Here is a 15,389-nt window from a genome sequence, read left to right as displayed (position 1 = left end):
GCACGCTCCTGGTCCCTGTACGTCGGTCAGGCCGTGACGGCCTGCGGGCTGCGTTCCTGGTCCGAGCCCGGCACCGGCTCGGACGGGTCGGCCCCCAGGGCCACGACGCGGTTGTCGCGGTCCACGTGCACGACCCGGGGTTCGAGTGCCCGCGCCTCGGCGTCGGTCACCTGGGCGTAGCTGATGATGATCACCAGGTCACCGGAGTGGACGAGGTGGGCGGCGGCGCCGTTGACGCCGATGACACCGGAGCCGCGCCCGCCCTCGATGACGTACGTCTCCAGCCGGGCGCCGTTGGTGATGTCGACGATGTGCACCAGCTCGCCGGGCAGCAGGTCGGCGGCGTCCAGGAGGTCGGCGTCGATGGTCACCGATCCCACGTAGTGCAGGTCGGCCTGGGTGACGGTGGCGCGGTGGATCTTGGACTTGAACATGGTACGGAACATGGCGAAACTCCCGGGTTGTCTGCTCCCTGCCTGCTTTGCAGGTCAAGGGCGGTCTCCGGAGACTACAAGGATTCGCATGTTCGGTCAGCTGTCGCCAGGTACCTCGGAAATCGCCTCCTTACCATTCAGCTGGTCCCCACTGCCTGCCACGACATCGAGCAGTGCGACGGCTCCAACACGACTCAGCCCGGATCCACCGGCTTGATTCCGGAGTGATCGTTTCGGGTGGTTCGGGGACGGTCCGAGGTTGAGCGGATCGTACCGTGGTCGCCTTGGCGTGGAAGGCGGACGCGAGGGCGCTGGCGGTGCGGGCCGGGTCGGGTCGGGTCGGGTCGGGTCGGGTTGCGCACCGTAACCACTGCTCCGATGCTGCCCTGGCTGCCCGGCGACCGGGAGTCAGGGCATCGTCGTGACGTCGAAAAGCCAGCCTGATCAATGCAACCCAGTCGACGGGGTCATGTCGTTCGGACCGTGCCCGTCCGGCCCGCATGGCGTCAGGCGTAGTCGGCAGGCGATGACGACGGGGCGCTCCGCAGCGAGTCGAGGACCCGTGGCGAGGCCTGCAGTGCCGTGCGCTGCATCAGGTCCACGACACCACGGGTGCCTGCCATCTCCGATCCGCCGCCGGCCCGGCCGGGGCCCCCGTGCCTCAGGGCGGGAAGCGGCGATCCGTGGCCGGTGGTCTGCGCCATGTTCGTCGAGTCCAACAGGTGCAGTCGCCCGTGCCAGGGGGCCGCCTCCTGGACGAAGGCGGTCGTCCAGGCGAGGTCGTCGCCGACGACGGAGGCCGCGAGGCTGCCTCGGCCACGCGCCACCAGGTCCGTCGCGTGGGCCGTGTCGCGGTACGCCAGCACGGTCGCGGCCGGTCCGAACGGCTCCACCTCGTGAGGGGCGGCGGCGTCCGGGTCGGCGGAGACGAGAAGGGTGTCGAGGAAAGCCCCCCGTTCGGAGTCGGCGTCGATCACGCGCACCTTCTCGGGGTCGCCATGCACGAAGCGTCCGGACTCGGCGATCTTCCGTGCCGCCTGTCGTACGTCGTCGCGCTGGGCGAGGCTGACGACCGGCCCCATTCGCACGCCCTCCGCGGCGGGGTTCCCGATGGTGACCCCGGCGAGCTCGGCGGCGATCGCGTCCAGCGCCGCGGCCTCGTGCTCGCGGGGGACAAGAACGCGGCGGATCGCGGTGCACTTCTGGCCCGCCTTGACGGTCATCTCGGTCACCACCTCGCGCACGAACGCCTCGAACAGCGGCGAACCCGGCGTGACGTCCGGGGCCAGCACGATGGCGTTGACGGAGTCGGCCTCGGCGTTGAAGCGGACGGAACGGGCCACCAGGTTGGGGTGTGTGCGCAGCGTTTCAGCCGTGGCGGCGGAGCCGGTGAAGGAGAGGACGTCCTGCTCGCCGAGCAGGCCGAGGGCCGGGCGCACCGAACCGGCGACCATCTGCAGGGCGCCGGGCGGCAGGGCGCCGGCGTCGGTGACGATCCGGACCAGGTGCTCGGTGAGGTACGCAGTCGGGGTGGCCGGCTTCACCACGCTGGGCATGCCCGCCAGCAGGGCCTGGGCGAGCTTCTCCAGCGGCGCCCACACCGGGAAGTTGAAGGCGTTCACCTGGAGCATCAGGCCCGGGGAGGGGCTGACGAGGTGGACGCCCAGGAAGTCCTCGCCCCGGGCGAGGCGTTCGGCGGGGCCTTCCACGAGGTGGGGCGCGTCCGGCAGCTCGGTGCGGGCGCGGGCCGCGTAGTCGCGCAGGACACGGATGCCGCCGTCGACGTCGTAGCGGGCGTCGTTGAGGGTGGCGCCCGCGCGGGTCGAGAGGGCGTACAGCTCTTCACGGCGGGCGCGGACGGCCGCGGCGAGCGCGTCCAGGAGGTCGGCCCGTCGGTGGAAGCTCAGCGCGCGCAGCGTGGGGCCGCCGGCGTGGCGCGCGTGGTCGAACGCGCCCGCGAGGTCGAGGCCCTGGGAGGAGACGCGGCAGACCGTCTCACCGGTGACGGCGTCATGCACGTCAACTGCCGTTGCGTCGTCGGCAGACGGCGCGACCCAGGTGTCCTGCAGATAGCTCTCGAGAAGCATGGGGTACGGCCCGCTTTCTTTCAGAGGGGTCGAGGGACGCGAAGTCGGACTACGGGACCGGGTGGTGACCCCAGATGTCGGCCGTGTACGTACGGCTGACCCAGGTGCTCTCGTCGACCTGCACGCCGCCCGCGCCGATCTCGATGCCGAAGCCGGCGGGCGACTTCATGTAGAACGAGAACATTCCGTCGTTGGCGTGCTTGCCGAGTGTGGCCATGAGCTCGACGTCGTGCTCGCGCGTGCGGTCGAGGGCGCGGCCGACCTCCTCCGGGCTGGTCACTTCGCACAGGATGTGGTGGGTGCCCTCGTTCTTGTACGAGCGGATGAAGGCGACGCTGTGGTGTCTAGGGTTGCAGCCGAGGAAGTAGAACGTGCCCCAGGGGTAGTCGGCGGTGTCGCTGAGCCGGAAGCCCAGGATGTCGCAGTAGAAGTCGATCGCCTCCTGGACGTGCGGCGTCTTCATCACGACGTGCCCGAGCCCCTGCTCCCCGGTCACGAAGTCGACGCCGAGCGGTGACACGAACTGGCTGGGGGCCAGGCGGCGGCCGCAGAACAGCTCGGTGCGGATACCGAGCGGGCCGCCGAAGTGCACCATGCGGGTCACCTGACGTTCCAGGCACTCCTCCTCGGTGCCCGCCGTGACGTCGACGCCGGCCTCCTTGAGCCGCACCGTCAGCGCGTCGATCGCCGCCCCGTCACGGACCTCCCAGCCGATGACCGTCACACCACCGGTCTCCGCCTCCGCCAGCCACATGCGGAACGGATGCTGGTCCATCCGCAGGCGATAGCGCACGGGCCCCTCGCCCGCGGCAGAGCCGCTGTCGGACGCAGCCCCGGGCTCGACCGCGAGGCCGATCACCGTGCGGGCGTACTCCGCCCACGCTGTCGGATCGGGCGCGCCGATCCCTACGTAACCAAGGCTCTGGATCGTCATGCCGAGGACAATATTTGTTAGACCCTTGACGGTCAAGGCTCTGACGAATACGTTGCCGTCATCGAGCCGAGGAGGACTCCGATGCCGGAGAAGCCCCGCCTGCAGCCCGTCGACGAGGCCGACCTGCAGGAGAAGACGCTGGCGTCACTGGCGCCGTACCGCGATCAGGACGGCCGGATCTACGCGATCTGGGCGACCCTGGCCCACCACGAGGACGCGCTGCGCCGCTACCTCGTCTTCAGCAACCACGTGCTGGGCAAGAACACCCTGCCGCTGAAGTCCCGGGAGCTGATGATCCTGCGGATCGCCGCCCGGGCGCAGGCGGCCTACGAGTGGGACCAGCACGTCCGCATCGCCCGCCGCGCGGGCCTTGCCGACGAGACGATCCTGGCCGCCGCGACCGGCGCGTGGGGCGGGCTCGACGACCTCGACCAGGTGCTGCTCACCGCCACCGACTCGCTCGTCGACCGCCAGGGCGTCGACGACGAGCTGTGGAACCGGCTGACCGCCCACCTGACTGTCGAGCAGGTCATCGACGTCCTCTACACCGTCGGCCAGTACCTGACCATCGCCACCGTCATCAACACGCTCGGCGTCCGGACGGAGGGCGAGCTCGCACTCCCCCTCCCGCAGCCCCACCAGAAGGAAGTGCCCGCATGAAGCTCGCCAACCTCGCCGGCCGTCCCGTCCTCGTGCAGGGCGACCGCGCCCTCGACATCGCGGACGCCGGCAAGGGTGCGATCGAGCCGCGCCTGGAGGTCCTGTCCGACCTCTCCCTCCACGAGGAGCTGCGCGCGCTCGCCGAGCGTGCCGACGAGGCGGACTGGAAGCCGTTCGACCCGCGCGACCTGGGCCGCGTCGCCAAGCCGTACAAGGCGATCGGGGTGGCCCTCAACTACCGGGCACACGCCGAGGAGTCCAACCTCCCCGTGCCGGACGAGCCGTCGGTGTTCGCGAAGTTCGCCTCGTCCGTCGTCGGTCCCTACGACCGGATCGTGGTCGAGCCGCAGTACGACAAGGTCGACTACGAGGCCGAACTCGTCGCAGTCATGGGGAGGACCGGCAAGAACATCTCCGAGGCGGACGCCTGGTCGTACGTCGCGGGAGTGACCGCCGGGCAGGACATCAGCGACCGCCGCGAGCAGTGGCGCAAGCCGATCAACCAGTTCACGCTGCCGAAGTCGTACGACACCTTCAGCCCGATCGGCCCGTACCTGGTGACCGTCGACGAGTTCGAGAACCCGGACGACATCGAGGTGGCCGGCTGGGTCGACGACCTCGAAGTGCAGCGGGGCCGCACCTCGGACCTGATCTTCCCCGTGCCCGCGTTGATCGCCTGGCTGTCGAAGCGGGTGACGTTCGAACCGGGCGACCTGATCTTCACCGGCACCCCGGCCGGCTGCGGCGTCCGCCGCACCCCGCGGCTGTACCTGACCGAGGGCAAGGTCCTGCGCACCGAGGTCACGGGCGTGGGCACTATGGTCAATCCGGTCGTCGCCGGCTAGGCAGAGGGAAGGGCGGGAGACCGTGACGGACATCGTGCGCGAGACGGGGAGCGCCCCCGCGAGCCGGACCCGGGAGTTCTCGGAGTTGCTGCGCCACCACCATCGTGAGCTGGGCACGACCGATTCCCGGGACCTCGACGCGATCGAGATGGTCACCGACCTCACCCGTCTCGAGGCCCGGCTCACCAAGGACTTCGAGAAGCACGTCCACCGGCCCCTGGGCCTGACCTGGGCGGGCTTCAGGATCCTGAACGCCCTGTGGATCTACGGCCCGCTCGGCCAGCAGGACATCGGCCGGGTCTCGGGATCCACCCGTGCCAGCATCTCGAGCGCGCTGACCACCCTGGAGAGCCGGGGCCTGGTCACCCGCGAACGCGTCGAGTCCGACCGCCGTCAGCTGTTCGTCGAGCTGACCTCGGAAGGTCGCGAGACGCTGCGGCAGGCCATCGAGGCCCAGACCAAGCGCGAGCGCGCCTGGACCGGCGTACTCCGTGATGACCAGCTCAGTGAGCTGGTGCATCTGCTGCGTACTCTGGTGAACCAGGAGACCCCGCCCGCGGAGTGACCGGGCCCCGGGGAACCGGCCGTCCACCGACTCGTGCTCGGAGCCGCCGTAGCACGACCGCCGAAACCAGTTAGAACCTTTACCGTCAAACATCTAACAGTAGGTTGGTTTCTCAAGGGAGAGAATCATGGTCCGTCGAGTCATCACCGGTGTCAGCCCGAGCGGCAAGCCCGTGATCGTCAGCGACGGCGAGCCGCCGCGCACCAGTCGGTCCGTGCACACCCCCGGCTTCGCCCGCTCCCTCGTGTGGAATACGGCGGCTCCCGCCGTCCCGTCGGCCGATCCGACGGCATCCCTGGAGTCCTTCGTACCCGCGCCGGGCGAGACGGTCGCGCTGACCGTCACCTTCCCGCCGGCCAGTGTCTACGCCGACCCCAGCTGGGACCCCGCTGCCGCGGCGGCCGAGCAGCTGGAGTTCAGCCCCGGTCTCGCCGAGCTCTTCGAACCGGACAACCCGGGCATGCACACGACGCCCACCGTGGACTACGGCCTCGTGCTCTCCGGAGAGCTGGTCCTCGACCTGGACGGCGGGGAGACCGCGGTCCTGGGGCCCGGCGACATCGTCGTGCAGAACGCCACCCGCCACGCCTGGCGCAACAACGGCACCGAGCCCGCCACGGCGTTCTTCGTCCTGATCGGTGCGGGCGGCACGTCATGAGCCCCCTGACGACGGCAGCGCCCGGCGCGCCCGTCGTCGAGCTCGACCTGGCCGAGCTGCGCCGCGACCCGTATCCCTCCTATGCCGAGCTGCGCCGCACCGCACCGCTCGCCTGGGTCCCGTCCGTCGGCCGCCACCTGCTGACCCGGTACGAGGACATCGTCCGCGCCGAGAAGCTCCCCGAGGTGTTCAGCTCCCGCGAGGAGGGCTCGCTGCTGCTGCGCACGGTCGGCCCGAACATGCTCCGCGAGGACGACCCGGAGCACCGGCGCCTGCGGGCCGCGGCCGAACCGCCCACCCGCCCCCGCCAGGTCCGCGACCTGTGGGCCGGCGCCTTCGAGCGCACCGCGCACGAACTGCTCGACCGCATCGAGGGCCGCGGCGAGGCCGACCTCATCGCCGACTTCGCGGAGCCGCTCGCCGCCGCCAACCTGGCCCTGGTGCTGGGCCTGCGCAACGCGAGCGCCGACGACATCGCCGACTGGTCGCGGGCGATGATGGCCGGCAACGGCAACTACGCCGACGACCCCGACCTCTGGCTCCGCGCGGAGCAAGCGACCCGGGCCATCGAGGAAGCGGTGGCCGAGACGGCCGAGGCCGTGCGCCGCGAGCCGGACGGCTCGGTGATCTCCTCCATGGTCCACGCGGCCGAGCCGGTGGAACTCGCCGAGATCCAGAACAACATCAAGGTCATCATCGGCGGAGGCGTCAACGAGCCGCGCGACGTCTTCGGCGTGGGCGCCTGGGCGCTGCTGCAACGCGCCGACGCGCTGGAGCGGGTGCTGAAGGACCCGGCGTCCTGGAAGCGGGTCTTCGAGGAGACGGCCCGCTGGATCTCCCCGATCGGCATGTATCCCCGCCAGCTGACCCAGGACTACGAGATCGCCGGCGTCACCCTGCCCGCCGGCAGCCGCGTCGCCCTCGTCATCGCCTCCGGCAACCGCGACGAGTCGGTCTTCGAGCGGGCCGACGAGTTCGACCTGGACCGACCGCACCGCCCCCACCTCGCCTTCGGCGGCGGACCCCACTTCTGCATGGGCGCGTGGGTCGCCCGCCACGAGGTCAGCGCGATCGCCTGGCCCCTCGTCTTCAGCCGTCTGAAGGGACTGCGCCTCGTCGCAGACCAGGACGACCGCATGGACGGCTGGGTGTTCCGCGGACTCACCTCGCTGCACGTCACCTGGCAAACCCCCTGAGCCGTCCCCATCGGGAGAACTTCATGCCCACCGTCATCTTCCGGTCGCCCGACGGGACCGAACGCAAGGTCACCGCCGAGTCGGGGACCGTCCTCATGCAGGCGGCCGTCTCCAACGGCGTCGAGGGCATCGTCGCCGAGTGCGGAGGCAACGCCTCCTGCGCCACCTGCCACGTCTACGTCGCCGAGGACCGGTCCGAGCTGGTGGGCCCGCCGGGCGACGTCGAGGACGAAATGCTGGACTTCACCGCCGCCGAACGCCGGCCCACCAGCCGGCTCAGCTGCCAGATCCAGCTCTCCGACGCCCTGGACGGACTGGTCGTCCACGTGCCCGAGGAGCAGGTATGACGAGCCCAGCGGGCGTGGTCGTCGTCGGCGGCGGGCAGGCCGGGTTCAGCGTCGTCTCGACGCTGCGCGCATCCGGCTACGACGGTCCCGTCACCGTGTTCGCCGCGGAACCCCATCTGCCGTACCAGCGCCCGCCGTTGTCGAAGAAGGCGCACACCGACCCGGACGGCCTGCGCGTCGAGCTGGTGCCGGAGCCCTTCTACGGCGAGCGGGACATCGATATCCGCCTCGGGGACGAGGTGGTCGCCCTCGACACCGCGGCCCGCACGGTCCTCACCCGGGCCGGCACCCGTCTCTCCTACGACCACCTGGTGCTGGCGACGGGCGCGAGCAACCGTCGGTTGCCCGTCCCCGGCGCCGAGTTGTCCGGCGTCCATGCCCTGCGCTCCCTCGACGACGCCCTGACGATCGGCCGGGCGCTGGAGACGGCCCGTGACGTGGTGGTCGTCGGCGGCGGGTTCATCGGACTGGAGCTGGCCCGGGTCGCCCTGGCCCGCGGCGCCCGGGTGACCGTCGTGGAACTGGCCGACCGGCTGCTCAGCCGGGCCGTGTCGCCGCAGCTGGAACCGCGACTGCGGGAACGGCATGAGCGCGCCGGTGTCCGGGTCCTCACCGGGACTGCCGTACAGGCCCTCGAAGGCGCGGGACGGGTCGAGCGGGTCGTCACCTCGCACGGCGTTCTGCCCGCCGACCTCGTGGTCTACGGCATCGGCGCCGTACCCAGGGACGAACTCGCCCGGGAGGCCGGGCTGGAAGTGGCCGACGGCGTGGTCATGGACGAGCAGTTGCGCTCGGTCACCGATCCGCGGGTCTCCGCCGTCGGCGACTGCGCCCGGCATCCCCATCCGCACGCGGAGGGACTGGTGCGGCTGGAGTCCGTGCAGAACGCCATCGACCAGGGGACGTTGGTGGGCCGCCGGATCGCGGGGTCACCCGCGGTGTACGAGAGCTTGCCGTGGTTCTGGAGCGACCAGGGCGACGTCAAGTTGCAGATCGCGGGGCTGCGTTCTGCTTCCGACGACGTACTGCTGGTGCCGGGCGAATCCCCTGAGCGGCTGGCCGCGTACGCCTTCCGCGCGGACCGGCTGGTGGCTGTGGAGACGCTGAACTGGCCCGCCGAGCACCTGGCCGCCCGTCGGCTGCTGGAGGGGCGAACGCCGGTGTCGGCCGCCGACCTCGCGGGAACGACTCTCGGCGCGCTCGCCCGAGCCAGACGGGCCGCGGAGGTGAGGGCATGACCGGCACCTTCGGCGCGCACCTCGCCGTCAGCGCGGCCGAGGCCGGCTCCCGGACCGCCCTCGTCTTCGAGGACCGGACCTGGACCTACGCCGAACTCGACCTCGCGGTACGGCGCACCGTCGCCCGGCTCGACAAGTTCGGGGTGTGCAAGGGCGATCGGGTGGTGATGCAGGGGGCGGCCCGGCCCGAGGCGCTGATCACGCTGTTCGCGGTGACGCGGATGGGGGCGGTGCTCGTACCGCTGCACCCGCAGGCGACCGAGGGCGAACTCGCCGTCGTGTACGAGGAAACCGGCCCGACGGCCCTGGTCGCCGACGAGACGTTTCCGACGGTCTCCGGTCTCCGCCTGGCCTGGGGGGAACTGCATCCCGAGAACGACGGACCCGAGGCTGTCGCGCACACCACCCCGGTCGGCTCCGACATCGCGATCATCGCGTTCACGTCCGGCACCTCCGGCCGTCCCAAGGGCGTCGCACTGACCCACGACAACCTGTACTGGAGCATGGTGGGCGGGCTGGCGCGGCTGCCCTTCGGCGCAGACGACACCGCGCTCGTCTCCACCCCGCTGGCGCATGTCGCCGTACTGGGCGGGCTTCCGCAGTACACATGGGCGAGGCGCGGCACGGTGATCCTGGCCCCGCGCTTCGATCCGGACCTGTTCGTCGACCTGGTACGCGACCACAAGGTCACCTGCGCCTTCGCCGTACCGGCCATGTCCGCCCTGCTGGCCCGCCACCCCCGGTTCGGCAGCCAGGACCTGGACACCCTGCGGTGGATCCTGTCCGGCGGCTCACCCGCCCAGACCGCCACCCGCGAGGAGTTCCGGGCCCGCGGGGTCGGCGTGGTCAACTCCTACGGCCTGACCGAGACCGCGGCCGGGGTGACGTACTCCGCGCCCGACGAGCCGGCCGACTCCACCGGAGCACCCGTCCCGCAGGTGGAGTTGAGGGTCGTCGACGCTGCCGGGTCGCCCGTCCCGCCGGACACGCCCGGCGAGATCTGGGTGCGCGGGCCGTCGGTGGCCGCCGACTACTGGACCGCTGCCGGGCCGACGGCCGTGACCGACCGCGCGGGCTGGTTCCACACCGGGGACCGGGGGCTGTTCGACGCGGAGGGCAGGCTCTCGGTGGTCGGGCGGCTCAAGGACACCATCATCACCGGCGGGGAGAACGTCGATCCCGCCGAGGTCGAGAACGCGCTCGCCGACTTCCCAGGTGTCGTCGAAGTCGCGGTCTCCGGGGCGCCGGACCCGGTCTGGGGCGAGCTCGTGACCGCCTTCCTGGTCACCGACTCCGGCAGCCCCACCTTGGACGACATCCGTGCCCACCTCGATGGCAGGCTCGCCCGGCACAAGTGGCCCCGGCGGCTGTGCGTCGTGCCCGCCCTGCCCCGCGGGGCCACCGGAAAGCTGCAGCGCGCGCGGCTGACGACGCTGCTGGACAACTGACCCACCCTCCACAACTCCCAGAGGCCGCACCACCGTTGGCGCCGTCTCCCGAAGCCGTACCCGAAGCCGAACCCGAAGCCGAACCCGAGGAGACGCCATGAGTGCGACCATGCGAGCCGCGCGGATGCACGCCGTCGGCGAGCCGATGAGGATCGAGGAACTGCCCGTTCCCGAGCCCGGCCCCGGTGACGTCCGCGTGGCCGTCCACGCCGTCAACATCGTTCCGAACCTCGCCAACATCCTGAACATGTGGACGACTTGGTTCCCGCACAGTCCCCTGCCGACCCTGCCGGCCATCTTCGGTCTCGACCCCGCGGGTGTGGTGGAGTCCGTCGGCCCGGGTGTCCAGGCGTTCAAGCCGGGCGACCGGGTGTACGTCAACCCGGGCCGTTCCTGCGGGTCGTGTCGCTCCTGCCGCAACGAGGACTCGATCAACTGCGCCAGCTACGCCTTCGCCGGATATTTCGGCTTTTCGCCGACCGCCCTGGACCTACTGGACCGCTACCAGGGGGGCCTCGCCGAATACATGGTGGCGCCCGCGTACTCCCTGGTGAAGCTGCCGGACGTGCTGTCGTTCGAGGCGGCGGCCCGCTTCGGCTACCTCGGCACCATGTACTCCGCCCTCCGCAAGGCCGGGGCCGGTCCGGGCAAGACGATCCTGGTCAACGGCATCAGCGGCACCCTCGGCATCGGCGCCGCACTCCTCGCCCCCGCCATGGGCTTGACCCACGTCTACGGCACCGGTCGCGACAAGGGCCTGCTCGACCAGGTCGGCAAGCTCGCCGACGGACGCCTGCGGCTGCACGCCCTGGACGACGGCCCGCTCGACGACTGGGTCCGCGGGGAGACCGACGGCTACGGCGCCGACATCTACATCGACGCGCTCGGCCCGGGCGCTCCGCACGAGACGTTCCTGGCCGGCATGCGGGCGATGGCACGCGGCGGCATCGCGGTGAACATCGGCGCGGTCGCCGGCGATCTGCCCGTCGACATCCACCGGATGATGGACCAGCAGCTGCGGCTGATCGGATCGGCCTGGTTCACCTCCGGCGAGGGCCAGGCCATGGCCGACATGGTGGAGGCTGGTCTGCTGGACCTCGGGCCGCTGGAGCACCAGGTCTTCCCGCTGGAACAGGTCAACGACGCCATCGGCGGCATCGCCCGGCGCAACGGCGGCTTCAGCAACTTCATCATCAGCCCGACCGGCGCCTCGTGAGCCACCCGGCGGCCTCCCACCAGCCGGAGGCCGCCGGTATACCTCCCTGCCACCAGCCGGAGGCCGCCGGTACTCCCCTGACCGGCGACCTCCTCACCTCGTAACCTCCCGAAGCCTGGAGACACCTGATGCACGCCCAGCACGCCCCACGCCCGGCCGACCCTCTCGACCTCGTCGAACTCGACAGCCTGCTGACCCCGGACGAGCGCGCCGTCCGCGACGCCGTTCGCACGTTCTGCGACCGGCGCGTGGAGCCCCACATCGCCGAGTGGTTCGAGCAGGGCGCGATCGAGGACATCCGTGGCCTGACCAAGGAACTCGGCGAACTCGGCCTGCTCGGCATGCACCTGGAGGGCTACGGCTGCGCGGGCATGAGCGCCGTCGACTACGGTCTCGCCTGCCTGGAACTGGAGGCGACCGACTCCGGACTGCGCTCCCTCGTTTCGGTCCAGGGCTCGCTGGCCATGTACGCGATCCACGCCTTCGGCTCGGAGGAGCAGAGGGCGGAGTGGCTGCCCCGCCTCGCCGCAGGGACCGCCATCGGCTGCTTCGGCCTCACCGAGCCCGACTCCGGCTCCGACCCGGGCAGCATGCGCACCGCGGCGCGCCGCGACGGTGGGGGCACCTCCCGCTCGAGCGGAGCCGGGAGTGGGGGAGACTGGGTCCTCGACGGGCGCAAGATGTGGATCACCAACGGCTCGGTGGCCGATGTGGCCGTCGTCTGGGCCCGTACGGACGACGGCGTGCGCGGCTTCGTTGTCCCGACCGACACCCCGGGCTTCTCGGCCCCCGCGATCAAGCACAAGATGTCCCTGAGGGCCTCGGTGACCAGCGAACTCGTGCTGGATTCGGTACGACTGCCCGGATCCGCCGTGCTGCCGGAGGTACGGGGTCTTCGCGGGCCGCTGTCCTGCCTCAACGAGGCGCGGTACGGCATCGCGTGGGGAGCGATGGGAGCCGCGCGGTCCTCCTTCCGGGCGGCGCTGGCCTACGCGGGCGACCGGGTCCAGTTCGGCCGCGCGATCAGCTCCTTCCAGCTGACTCAGGCCAAACTCACCGACATGTCCGTCGAGTTGGCCAAGGGCACGCTGCTCGCCTTCCACCTCGGCCGCATCAAGGACGACCGCGGACTTCGCCCCGAGCAGGTCAGCCACGGCAAGCTCAACAACACCCGTACCGCACTGGAGATCTGCCGCACCGCCCGGACGATCCTCGGCGCCAACGGCATCTCGCTGGAGTACCCGGTGATCCGGCACGCCAACAACCTGGAGTCGATCCTCACCTACGAGGGCACCGTGGAGATGCACACCCTGATGATCGGGCAGGCACTGACGGGCCAGGCGGCGTTCCGGTGAGCGACGCGCCAGGGCCCGGCATCCGCCGGGTCGGGGTCGTCGGCTGCGGCCTGATGGGCGCGGGCATCGCCGAGGTCTGCGCCCGGGCCGGGCTGGACGTGGTGGTGCACGAGGTGCACGCGGGCGCGGCCGGAGCCGGCCGGTCCCGGATCGCCACTTCGCTGGAGCGCGGCGTACGACGCGGCAAGCTCTCCGGAACGGAACGCGACGCCGCCCTCGACCGGGTGCGGGTCACCACGCACCTTGCGGAACTGGCCGACCGGGACCTGGTGGTGGAGGCGGCGGCGGAGGACGAGAAGGTCAAGGTCGAGCTGTTCGCCGAGCTGGACCGGGTCGTCACCCGGGAGGACGCGCTGCTCGCGTCGAACACCTCCTCCCTCCCCATCATGAAACTGGGCATGGCCACCGCACGCCCGCACCAGGTGATCGGGGTCCACTTCTTCAACCCGGTGCCGGTGCTGGACCTCGTGGAGATCGTCCCCTCACTTCTGACACCGGTGCGGGTGGAGACCGTCGTCGTGCCCGAACCGGGGCCGGGCGAAGCGATGGTGCGCGTCCAGGCCTGCGGGGTGTGTCACACCGACCTCCACTACACGCAGGGCGGGATCAGCGACGACTCCCCTTCCTGCTGGGACATGAGGCCGCCGGGGTGGTGGAGTCGGTCGGTGAGGGCGTCACCGACGTCGCGCCCGGGGACTTCTTGGTCCGCAACTGGCGTGCTGTTTGTGAAGGTCAAGGGCCCGTTGCCTACCTTACAACCCGTTGCCTCGCCCAGGAATGAAGGCCCATGTCATGCGCGGTTCCGTCACGCAGCGGAAGAGCCGCTGGACGGGAGGGGTGCACAGGGCGGTCACGGTCACGGCGGCGACCAGGGTGACGGCGATCGCGCCGGCCGGCCGGTGGATCCAGGTGGGGTCGTACCAGCCCCAGAACTTGGCGCCCTGCGCGACGAAGCCGTGCAGCAGGTAGCCGTAGAGGGTGCCCGCCCCGAGCGCGGTGCACCACATCCGGCGTCCGGGCACCCAGGCGAGGAAGCAGACGACCAGGACGATCGAGCAGCCGAAGGAGGCCAGGGTCATCACGGGCCCGTACCAGACGGGTACGGCGAGTCCTTCGGGGCTGTCGCTGTGGAAGTACGCGACGTAGTTCATCCCCCGCGAGCCGGTCCAGTACGCCACCGCCAGGCCGCAGAGGAAGACCGGCACGGCCAGGACGCGTACGGCGCGGCGGCGCACCATCCGGAAGTGCTCCGGCCGCAGCAGCAGGCCGAGCACGAAGTACGGCAGGAACTGGAGGGCTTGGCGCAGGGCGAGGTCGTCGCCGATGGACGGCGAGAGGGTCGTCGCCATCGCGAGGGTGAGCGCGAGAGGCAGCGGCCGGCGGACGAGCCGCCAGATGGGGGTGGTCAGCCGCCAGATGAACAGGGCCGCCAGGAACCAGGTGAGGTACAGGGGGTCCAGCAGGCTGACCGGGCGGTCGGGGGCCTGGTCCGTCCACCGGGTGAACAGGGTGTACGCCACCTCGAAGACGACGTACGGGACGGCGACACCGGTGATCAGGCGTTTGAGCCGGCCGGGGCCGGCGTCGAAGGTGCGTGAGAAATAGCCGGAGATGACGATGAACGCCGGCATGTGGACGGCGTAGACGAGCGTGTACAGGGCGGTGACGGCCCGGCTGCCGTCGCGCAGCGGCTCCCACGCGTGTCCCGCCGCCACCAGCACGATCGTCAGGTACTTGGCGTTGTCGAAAAAGGCGTCCCGCTGCTTGACGGGACGCGCGCCCGCGGACGGCAGGTGCTCCTGCCGCTCTTCGGCCAGGCGCCCTGCCGTGGCCACGGTGTCAGTCATCAGCCCTCCCGAACCAACCCGCGTCGCCTGTGGCGCGTCTTCCCACAGATACGGCTGTGACGGCTGAGCTGATCATTGCCAGCACCCTAAGCACGTCACCGCCCGCCGGATCAACCCGACGCGGCGCACAGGGGCGAGGACCAGCCACCCCGGCGGGGCTGCCGCAGGACGTGTCGGTGCCGGGATGTCACTCACGCGCCCGGTCGCCTTGGTCAGAGAGCCGTCCATCCGGTGAGGTCACCGGTGGCGAAGTCGCGACTTCTACGCCCCGGCGCCGCTGCCCGCTCCCGGCGGCCGGTGGCTGCTGTGGGCCTGGTCGTGGGAGGTCCGCGACCAGTGGGTACGTGAGGCAGGCTGGGCCGGGCTGCTGACCTCTCAGGGCAATACAGCTAGGTGACTTTCGCCGGGGACGGCTCCCTGCGGCAGCGGCCGGCCGCGGAACTCCTCGCGCTGCGCGAGGAGCGCGCGGTGACCGCGGCCGGCGAGACCGCCGGGACGGCCGTACCGGGGACGGTGGGCCGGAACTTCGACCTGACGGCCCCACCGGGGAGGCCGCGGC

The 15,389-nt window shown here is 71.1% G+C and carries 14 protein-coding genes and 2 pseudogenes; 12 read left to right on the top strand and 4 right to left on the bottom strand.

What is annotated here, in order from left to right; all coding sequences use genetic code 11:
* Nucleotides 1-26: 26 nt before the first annotated feature.
* The 3 genes from panD to H8R17_RS13675 form a co-directional block, all read right to left on the bottom strand.
* Complete coding sequence (gene panD / locus H8R17_RS13685) at nucleotides 27-446, bottom strand: aspartate 1-decarboxylase (RefSeq protein WP_187823441.1); 420 nt, start codon at nucleotides 444-446, stop codon at nucleotides 27-29.
* A gap of 494 nt (nucleotides 447-940) precedes the next feature.
* A complete protein-coding gene (paaZ, locus tag H8R17_RS13680; protein WP_187823440.1) occupies nucleotides 941-2,521 on the bottom strand; it encodes a phenylacetic acid degradation bifunctional protein PaaZ in 1,581 nt (526 codons plus the stop codon).
* Nucleotides 2,522-2,570: 49 nt separating this feature from the next.
* Nucleotides 2,571-3,455, bottom strand: a complete 885-nt coding sequence (locus H8R17_RS13675; RefSeq protein WP_187823439.1) for a VOC family protein — start codon at nucleotides 3,453-3,455, stop codon at nucleotides 2,571-2,573.
* 81 nt (nucleotides 3,456-3,536) lie between these two features.
* Here H8R17_RS13675 and H8R17_RS13670 point away from each other — a divergent pair, with 81 nt between their 5' ends.
* The 12 genes and pseudogenes from H8R17_RS13670 to H8R17_RS13615 all read left to right on the top strand — a co-directional run.
* Complete coding sequence (locus H8R17_RS13670; RefSeq protein ID WP_187823438.1) at nucleotides 3,537-4,115, top strand: carboxymuconolactone decarboxylase family protein; 579 nt, start codon at nucleotides 3,537-3,539, stop codon at nucleotides 4,113-4,115.
* Entirely contained in the window at nucleotides 4,112-4,960 is an 849-nt protein-coding gene (locus tag H8R17_RS13665) for a fumarylacetoacetate hydrolase family protein (RefSeq protein WP_187823437.1), read from the top strand. The genes H8R17_RS13670 and H8R17_RS13665 overlap by 4 nt, the downstream gene beginning before the upstream one ends.
* Nucleotides 4,961-4,982: 22 nt before the next feature.
* Nucleotides 4,983-5,525 carry a MarR family transcriptional regulator gene (locus tag H8R17_RS13660; protein ID WP_316959392.1) on the top strand — a complete coding sequence of 181 codons (543 nt, stop codon included), beginning with the start codon at nucleotides 4,983-4,985 and terminating at the stop codon, nucleotides 5,523-5,525.
* Between the two features lie 127 nt (nucleotides 5,526-5,652).
* A complete protein-coding gene (locus tag H8R17_RS13655; RefSeq protein WP_187823436.1) occupies nucleotides 5,653-6,183 on the top strand; it encodes a cupin domain-containing protein in 531 nt (176 codons plus the stop codon).
* Nucleotides 6,180-7,379: a cytochrome P450 gene (locus H8R17_RS13650; protein ID WP_187823435.1), complete on the top strand. Its 1,200-nt coding sequence runs from the start codon at nucleotides 6,180-6,182 to the stop codon at nucleotides 7,377-7,379. Before H8R17_RS13655 ends, H8R17_RS13650 begins: the two co-directional genes overlap by 4 nt.
* 23 nt (nucleotides 7,380-7,402) lie before the next feature.
* Entirely contained in the window at nucleotides 7,403-7,726 is a 324-nt protein-coding gene (locus tag H8R17_RS13645; RefSeq protein ID WP_031135482.1) for a 2Fe-2S iron-sulfur cluster-binding protein, read from the top strand.
* Nucleotides 7,723-8,964 (top strand): NAD(P)/FAD-dependent oxidoreductase, encoded by a 1,242-nt coding sequence (locus H8R17_RS13640; protein ID WP_187823434.1) that lies wholly within the window; start codon nucleotides 7,723-7,725, stop codon nucleotides 8,962-8,964. The genes H8R17_RS13645 and H8R17_RS13640 overlap by 4 nt, the downstream gene beginning before the upstream one ends.
* The gene (locus H8R17_RS13635) at nucleotides 8,961-10,412 is read left to right on the top strand and encodes a class I adenylate-forming enzyme family protein (RefSeq protein ID WP_187823433.1); all 1,452 of its coding nucleotides are present in this window, start codon (nucleotides 8,961-8,963) and stop codon (nucleotides 10,410-10,412) included. The genes H8R17_RS13640 and H8R17_RS13635 overlap by 4 nt, the downstream gene beginning before the upstream one ends.
* A 97-nt stretch (nucleotides 10,413-10,509) precedes the next feature.
* Nucleotides 10,510-11,628 carry an alcohol dehydrogenase catalytic domain-containing protein gene (locus tag H8R17_RS13630; protein WP_187823432.1) on the top strand — a complete coding sequence of 373 codons (1,119 nt, stop codon included), beginning with the start codon at nucleotides 10,510-10,512 and terminating at the stop codon, nucleotides 11,626-11,628.
* Nucleotides 11,629-11,756: 128 nt separating this feature from the next.
* Nucleotides 11,757-12,983, top strand: coding sequence for an acyl-CoA dehydrogenase family protein (locus tag H8R17_RS13625; protein WP_187823431.1), 1,227 nt, complete (start codon nucleotides 11,757-11,759; stop codon nucleotides 12,981-12,983).
* Between the two features lie 53 nt (nucleotides 12,984-13,036).
* Nucleotides 13,037-13,417, top strand: a pseudogene (locus H8R17_RS46665) (3-hydroxyacyl-CoA dehydrogenase NAD-binding domain-containing protein); the annotation flags it as partial.
* A 15-nt stretch (nucleotides 13,418-13,432) separates the two neighbouring features.
* A pseudogene (locus H8R17_RS13615) lies at nucleotides 13,433-13,710 on the top strand (alcohol dehydrogenase catalytic domain-containing protein); the annotation flags it as partial.
* Between the two features lie 25 nt (nucleotides 13,711-13,735).
* On the opposite strand, the gene H8R17_RS13610 reads toward H8R17_RS13615, so the two are convergent.
* On the bottom strand, nucleotides 13,736-14,830 hold the full coding sequence (locus H8R17_RS13610; protein ID WP_187823430.1) for an acyltransferase family protein: 1,095 nt from the start codon (nucleotides 14,828-14,830) through the stop codon (nucleotides 13,736-13,738).
* Nucleotides 14,831-15,389 lie beyond the last annotated feature (559 nt).

Origin of the sequence: Streptomyces sp. TRM68367 (assembly GCF_014495685.1) — a bacterium.
In the GTDB taxonomy this organism is placed as follows: Bacteria; Actinomycetota; Actinomycetes; order Streptomycetales; family Streptomycetaceae; genus Streptomyces.
Note: the sequence above shows the minus strand (reverse complement) of the source record. Positions and strands in the feature narration are given on the sequence as shown.

Coding starts and splice junctions, on each gene's coding strand:
- panD (WP_187823441.1), bottom strand. CDS start 446: ATGTTCCGTACCATGTTCAAGTCCAAGATCCACCGCGCCACCGTCACC.
- paaZ (WP_187823440.1), bottom strand. CDS start 2,521: ATGCTTCTCGAGAGCTATCTGCAGGACACCTGGGTCGCGCCGTCTGCC.
- H8R17_RS13675 (WP_187823439.1), bottom strand. CDS start 3,455: ATGACGATCCAGAGCCTTGGTTACGTAGGGATCGGCGCGCCCGATCCG.
- H8R17_RS13670 (WP_187823438.1), top strand. CDS start 3,537: ATGCCGGAGAAGCCCCGCCTGCAGCCCGTCGACGAGGCCGACCTGCAG.
- H8R17_RS13665 (WP_187823437.1), top strand. CDS start 4,112: ATGAAGCTCGCCAACCTCGCCGGCCGTCCCGTCCTCGTGCAGGGCGAC.
- H8R17_RS13655 (WP_187823436.1), top strand. CDS start 5,653: ATGGTCCGTCGAGTCATCACCGGTGTCAGCCCGAGCGGCAAGCCCGTG.
- H8R17_RS13650 (WP_187823435.1), top strand. CDS start 6,180: ATGAGCCCCCTGACGACGGCAGCGCCCGGCGCGCCCGTCGTCGAGCTC.
- H8R17_RS13645 (WP_031135482.1), top strand. CDS start 7,403: ATGCCCACCGTCATCTTCCGGTCGCCCGACGGGACCGAACGCAAGGTC.
- H8R17_RS13640 (WP_187823434.1), top strand. CDS start 7,723: ATGACGAGCCCAGCGGGCGTGGTCGTCGTCGGCGGCGGGCAGGCCGGG.
- H8R17_RS13635 (WP_187823433.1), top strand. CDS start 8,961: ATGACCGGCACCTTCGGCGCGCACCTCGCCGTCAGCGCGGCCGAGGCC.
- H8R17_RS13630 (WP_187823432.1), top strand. CDS start 10,510: ATGAGTGCGACCATGCGAGCCGCGCGGATGCACGCCGTCGGCGAGCCG.
- H8R17_RS13625 (WP_187823431.1), top strand. CDS start 11,757: ATGCACGCCCAGCACGCCCCACGCCCGGCCGACCCTCTCGACCTCGTC.
- H8R17_RS13610 (WP_187823430.1), bottom strand. CDS start 14,830: ATGACTGACACCGTGGCCACGGCAGGGCGCCTGGCCGAAGAGCGGCAG.